Source organism: Streptomyces sp. NPDC054840 (assembly GCF_053611065.1).
In genome coordinates this window covers 1-4,430 of record NZ_JBSGZP010000612.1, presented here as the reverse complement: position 1 = coordinate 4,430, position 4,430 = coordinate 1, and the positions used below count along the sequence as shown (strand labels likewise).

Below are 4,430 nucleotides of genomic sequence, written 5' to 3'. Positions count from 1 at the left end.
GCTCGTACTGCGACACCGCGACACCGCCGAGCGCCACGGCCCCCGCGAGGCAGGCCGCCAGAGCCCAGCTCGGCACCGGCCGCCAGCGGGGCCGTACGTGTCCGCCGCGGGCGGCCCTCACCGTCGTGGGCGGATCCTGGCGTACGGTCGCGATCCGGCGCATCACCTCGCTGCGCAGCGCGGCACTCGGCGGCGCCGCGACGGCGAGCCCGAGGCGCGTGACGGTCTCGGAGAACTCCCGGACCTCCTGGGCGCAGGCAGGGCAGTCGGTGAGGTGCCGCTCGACGGCGGCCCGTTCGCCCGGTTCCAGGGCGTCGAGGACGTACGCGCCCGTCAACGTATGCAGATCCGCGGTGTTCACACGCCCACCCCCAGGCAGTCACGAAGCCGGATGAGCCCGTCGCGCAGCCGCGTCTTCACGGTACCCAACGGAAGGGCCAGCAACTCCGCGACCTCCCGGTGGGTCAGGCCGCGGTAGTACGCCAGCGTGACCGACTGGCGCTGCAGTTCGCTGAGTCCGTGCAGACAGCGCCGTACCTGCTCGCGCTCCAGCCGGTTCTCCACCTGCTCCACCACCTCGTCGTAGGCCGTGGTGTGGTCCAGCAGCGCCGCCCGCTTCTCGCGGTTGGTCGACGCCTGCGCGGAACGGACCCGGTCGACGGCCCGGCGGTGGGCCAGGGTCAGCACCCAGTTCATCACCGAGCCCCGAGCGGGCTGGTAGCGGGCGGCGGTCCGCCAGAGTTCGACCAGTACCTCCTGGGCGACCTCCTCGGACTGGGCCGGGTCCCGCAGGACGGTCCGTACGAGACCCAGTACGGGGCCCGACACCGCCTCGAAGACGGCCGTGAACGCCTGCTGATCACCGCGGGCCACCCGGCCCATCAGTTCCGGCAGATCGGGAGCGGCCGACGGGTGCCGGCCTATGCGCACGTTCTCTCTCACCGGGGAGGTCCTCCAGGAGTACTCGGTTGCACGGCTCATTCGGAGCCACGGACGGTTCGGATCGGTCTCGGCGGACGGCGATGCGCGACCGGCGTCGGAAGCCGTTCGTCAGCTTGTGCGGGTCACCACTCGTTCCGGTGGTGAGGCCATCCGGATGAGGGCCGGTGCCGAACAGGCAGCGTGATTCATCGAGGGGTGGGTCCGCAGACTCAGGAGAGACCATGAGCATCCAGACCTCCCGCCGCGCCGCCTTCGCCGTCACCGCCGCGGTACTGCTTCCGCTGGCACTGTCGGCCTGTTCGGAGGAGAGTACGAGCAAGAGGGAGTCCGCCGCGATCGATGCGGTCACTTCCCCCCGGCCGACCGGCGAGTCGGGACCGGTCTCGGACGGTCCGTTCGGGCCGGCCTGCGCCTCGGTGCCCAAGGACGGCGCGGGCTCCTTCAGCGGTATGGCGAAGGACCCGGTCGCGACCGCCGCCTCGCACAACCCGGCGCTGTCGACCCTGGTCACGGCCGTGAAGAAGGCCGGCTTGGTGGACACCCTGAACAACGCGGAGAACATCACGGTGTTCGCGCCGACCGACGACGCGTTCGCGAAGATCCCGAAGGCGGACCTGGACAAGGTCCTGGCCGACAAGGAGACCCTGACCAAGATCCTCACGTACCACGTGGTGGGCGAGCGGCTCACCCCGGAGCAGTTGGGGAACGGCTCCTTCGCCACCCTCCAGAAGGGGATGATCACCACCATGGGGTCGGGCACGAGCTACCGGGTGAACAACTCCTCCGCGGTCGTCTGCGGCAACGTCCCCACCTCCAACGCCACCGTCTACATCGTCGACACGGTCCTCATGCCGCAGTAGGCGCGCTCCGCTCGATCCGCTCGTGGGCGACGGTCCGCGCATCCGGCCGGACCGTACCCCCGGAAGAACTCCGGGGGAGCCCCCGCGACACCCGATCGGAGCGACTAGATGACGGACGCACAAGGACCCACGGCGCCGGGCACACGGTGCCTGGTCACCGGAGCCACCGGCTACATCGGCGGCCGGCTCGTCCCCGAGCTCATCACCGCCGGCCACCGGGTGCGCTGCCTCGCCCGCACCCCGGAGAAGCTGCGCGACCACCCCTGGGCCGGGCAGGCGGAGATCGTCCGCGGCGACGTCACCGACGCCGCGTCGCTCGTCCCCGCCCTGCGGGACGTCGACGTCGCCTACTACCTCGTGCACGCCCTCGGCACCGGGCGCGACTTCGAGCACACCGACCGTCTCGCGGCGCGGAACTTCGCCGAACAGGCCCGCGCCGCCGGCGTCCGCCGCATCGTCTACCTGGGCGGACTCACCCCGAGCGGGGTGCCCGACCAGGACCTCTCCCCCCATCTGCGCTCCCGCGCGGAGGTCGGGCGCATCCTCCTGGACTCCGGGGTCCCCACCACGGTGCTCCGCGCCGCCGTCATCATCGGCTCCGGCTCGGCCTCCTTCGAGATGCTCCGCTACCTGACCGAGCGACTGCCCGTGATGGTCACCCCCAGCTGGGTGCGCACCCGCATCCAGCCCATCGCCGTCCGCGACGTACTGCGCTACCTGGTCGGCAGCGCCCACATGCCCGCCGAGGTCAGCCGCGCCTTCGACATCGGCGGCCCCGACGTCCTCACCTACCTCGACATGATGCGCCGCTACGCCCGTGTCGACGGGCTGCCCCAGCGGCTCATCCTGCCCGTACCGGTCCTCACCCCGCGGCTGTCCAGCCACTGGGTCGGCCTGGTCACCCCGGTGCCCCGCGGCATCGCCCGCCCCCTCGCCGAATCCCTCAAGTACGAGGTCGTCTGCGACGAGCACGACATCGCCACCTGGGTGCCCGACCCGCCCGGCACGCCCCTCGACTTCGACACGGCCCTCTCGTACGCCCTCCAGAAGGTCCGCGACGCCCAGGTCCTCACCCGCTGGTCCTCCGCCTCCGTGCCCGGTGCGCCGAGCGACCCGCTGCCCACCGACCCGGACTGGGCCGGCGGCAGCCTCTACTCCGATGTCCGTGAGCGCACCGTCGAGGCCTCACCCCAGGCCCTGTGGCGGGTCGTGGAGGGGATCGGCGGGGAGAACGGCTGGTACTCCTTCCCGCTCGCCTGGGCCGTCCGCGGCTGGTTCGACCGGCTCGTCGGGGGCGTCGGGCTGCGCAGGGGCCGGCGCGACTCCGCCCACCTGAGGGTCGGCGACTCACTCGACTTCTGGCGGGTCGAGGAGATCGAACGCGGCCGGCTGCTCAGGCTCCGCGCCGAGATGCGGCTGCCCGGCCTCGCCTGGCTGGAGATGTACGCCGAGCAGGACGGGGACGGACGCACCCGGTACCGGCAGCGTGCGCTGTTCCACCCGCGTGGCCTGGCCGGTCACCTGTACTGGTGGAGCGTCTCGCCGTTCCACGCCCTGGTCTTCGGGGGCATGGCCCGCAACATCGCGCGCACGGCGGAGGCGGGTGACGACCGCGGGCCGGCCGCACCCCCCGTATCCACCCCGTCCGCTGCATCCGCAGCGGCCGCCCGCGCCGAATGACGGGCAAGGCCAGCCCAGCGACCACCGCGCGGCACCCGCAGGGTCCGCCCGGTGCCCCGATGCCAGGAGCAGCACCATGAACGTCTCGGTCGTCCTGTTCACCTCGGACCTCCGCGTCCATGACCATCCGCCTCTGCGCGCCGCGCTGGGCTCCGGGAACGAGACCGTCCCGCTCTTCGTCCGGGACCCGGCCGTCGACCGCGCCGGCTTCGCGGCGCCCAACCGGCTCGCCTTCCTCGCGGACTGCCTGGCCGGACTCGACTCCGGGCTGCGCGAGCGCGGCGGCCGCCTCGTGGTGCGCTCGGGGGACCCCGTCGCCGAGGTGCGCGCCGTCGTACGGCAGGCCGACGCCGACGAGGTGCACATGGCGGCCGGGTGCACTGCCTTCGCCCTCCGCCGCGAGGAGCGGCTGCGCAGCGCGCTGGAGGCCGACGGGCGGCGGCTGTACGTCCACGACGGTGTCGTCACCGCCCTGCCCGCCGGCGCCGTGACGCCGAGCGGATCCGATCACTTCGCCGTCTTCACCCCGTACTTCAGGCGCTGGTCGGACCAGCGGCTGCGCGAGCCGCTCGCGGCGCCGCAGCAGGTCCGGGTGCCCGGCGCGATCCGCTCCGAGGCGCTCCCGTCCCGCGCCGAGGTCGCGTCCGTCTCGGCGGGCCTGGCCACCGGGGGCGAGCGGGAGGGCCGGCAGCGGCTGGTGGACTGGCTGGGGGAGTACGCCGACGGGTACGAGGAAGGCCACGACGACCTCCCGGGCGACGCCACCTCCCGCCTCTCCCCGTACGTCCACTTCGGCGCGGTCTCGGCGGCCGAGGCCGTGCACCGGGCGCGGTCCCGGGGCGGAGCGGGCGCCGAGGCCTTCGTACGGCAGCTCTGCTGGCGCGACTTCCAGTACCAACTCCTCGCCGCCCGCCCCGGCGCGGCCGCCCGGGACTACCGCACGCGGGC

5 protein-coding genes are annotated in these 4,430 nt (G+C 73.2%); 3 read left to right on the top strand and 2 right to left on the bottom strand.

Going from position 1 to position 4,430, the window contains the following annotated elements; genetic code table 11:
• Together ACWGIU_RS30720 and sigK are read right to left on the bottom strand one after the other, a co-directional pair.
• Nucleotides 1–361 (bottom strand): anti-sigma factor (locus tag ACWGIU_RS30720; RefSeq protein WP_453711280.1); only part of this gene is annotated, 361 nt, incomplete at its 3' end.
• Nucleotides 358–882, bottom strand: a complete 525-nt coding sequence (gene sigK, locus ACWGIU_RS30715) for an ECF RNA polymerase sigma factor SigK (protein ID WP_453711282.1) — start codon at nt 880–882, stop codon at nt 358–360. The genes ACWGIU_RS30720 and sigK, both read right to left, overlap by 4 nt.
• Nucleotides 883–1,163: 281 nt before the next feature.
• On the opposite strand from sigK, the gene ACWGIU_RS30710 reads away from it, so the two are divergent.
• The 3 genes from ACWGIU_RS30710 to ACWGIU_RS30700 form a co-directional block, all read left to right on the top strand.
• Nucleotides 1,164–1,802 (top strand): fasciclin domain-containing protein, encoded by a 639-nt coding sequence (locus ACWGIU_RS30710; RefSeq protein WP_453711278.1) that lies wholly within the window; start codon nt 1,164–1,166, stop codon nt 1,800–1,802.
• Between the two features lie 108 nt (nt 1,803–1,910).
• On the top strand, nt 1,911–3,482 hold the full coding sequence (locus ACWGIU_RS30705; protein WP_453711276.1) for an SDR family oxidoreductase: 1,572 nt from the start codon (nt 1,911–1,913) through the stop codon (nt 3,480–3,482).
• Between the two features lie 76 nt (nt 3,483–3,558).
• Nucleotides 3,559–4,430, top strand: an 872-nt coding sequence (locus ACWGIU_RS30700; RefSeq protein ID WP_453711274.1) for a deoxyribodipyrimidine photo-lyase, incomplete at its 3' end; no start/stop codon positions are given.